The organism is Spirillospora sp. NPDC048823 (assembly GCF_043198445.1).
GTDB lineage: Bacteria > Actinomycetota > Actinomycetes > Streptosporangiales > Streptosporangiaceae > Spirillospora.
Window position 1 is genome coordinate 1 of record NZ_JBICUT010000048.1, and the last position, 1,440, is coordinate 1,440.

General features: G+C 64.7%; 1 protein-coding gene. It reads left to right on the forward strand.

What is annotated here, in order from left to right; genetic code table 11:
* The coding region (gene treS, locus ACGFK0_RS37650; RefSeq protein WP_392913563.1) for a maltose alpha-D-glucosyltransferase at positions 1–1,440 on the forward strand (1,440 nt) is incomplete at both ends.

Sequence of the window (1,440 nt, forward strand, 5' to 3'; positions counted from 1 at the left end):
CCGCACTGGTTCAAGACGGCGGTGTTCTACGAGGTGTCGGTGCGCGGGTTCGCCGATTCCAACGGCGACGGCTACGGCGACCTGCGCGGCCTGATCAGCAAACTCGACCACCTGCAATGGCTCGGCGTGGACTGCCTGTGGCTCCTGCCCATCTACCAGTCACCCCTGCGCGACGGCGGCTACGACATCGCCGAATACACCCGCATCCTCCCCGACTTCGGCGAACTCGGCGACTTCGTCGAACTCATCGAACAAGCCCACGCCCGCGGCATCCGCGTCATCGCCGACCTGGTCATGAACCACACCTCCGACGCCCACCCCTGGTTCCAATCCTCCCGCACCGACCCCGACGGCCCCTTCGGCGACTTCTACGTATGGGCCGACGACGACACCGGCTACCCCGACGCCCGCATCATCTTCATCGACACCGAATCCTCCAACTGGACCTACGACCCCACCCGCGGCCAGTACTACTGGCACCGCTTCTTCTCCCACCAACCCGACCTCAACTACGACAACCCCCACGTCCAAGACGCCATGCTCGAAAACCTGCGCTTCTGGCTCGACCTGGGCATCGACGGGTTCCGCCTCGACGCCGTCCCCTACCTGTACGCCCGCGAAGGCACCAACTGCGAAAACCTCCCCGAAACCCACACCTACCTCAAACGCGTCCGCGCCGAAGTCGACCGCCTCTACCCCGACCGCGTCCTGCTCGCCGAAGCCAACCAATGGCCCGCCGACGTCGTCGAATACTTCGGCGACCCCGCCGCCGGCGGCGACGAATGCCACATGGCCTTCCACTTCCCCGTCATGCCCCGCATCTTCATGGCCGTCCGCCGCGAACAGCGCTACCCCATCTCCGAAATCATGGCCCAAACCCCCAAAATCCCCGAATCCTGCCAATGGGGCATCTTCCTCCGCAACCACGACGAACTCACCCTGGAGATGGTCACCGACGAAGAACGCGACTACATGTACACCGAATACGCCAAAGACCCCCGCATGAAAGCCAACATCGGCATCCGCCGCCGCCTCGCACCCCTCCTGGACAACGACCGCAACCAACTCGAACTCTTCACCGCCCTCCTCCTCTCCCTCCCCGGCTCCCCCGTCCTGTACTACGGCGACGAAATCGGCATGGGCGACAACATCTGGCTCGGCGACCGCGACGCCGTCCGCACCCCCATGCAATGGACCCCCGACCGCAACGCCGGCTTCTCCAAATGCGACCCCGCCCGCCTCTACCTCCCCGTCATCATGGACCCCATCTACGGCTACCAAGCCGTCAACGTCGAAGCACAGGCCAACAACCCCGGATCACTCCTGCACTGGACCCGCAAAATGATCGAGATCCGCCAACGCCACCCCGTCTTCGGCGTCGGCTCCTACGTCGAACTCTCCGCCTCCAACCCCTCCGTCCTCGCCTTCACCCGCGAGATC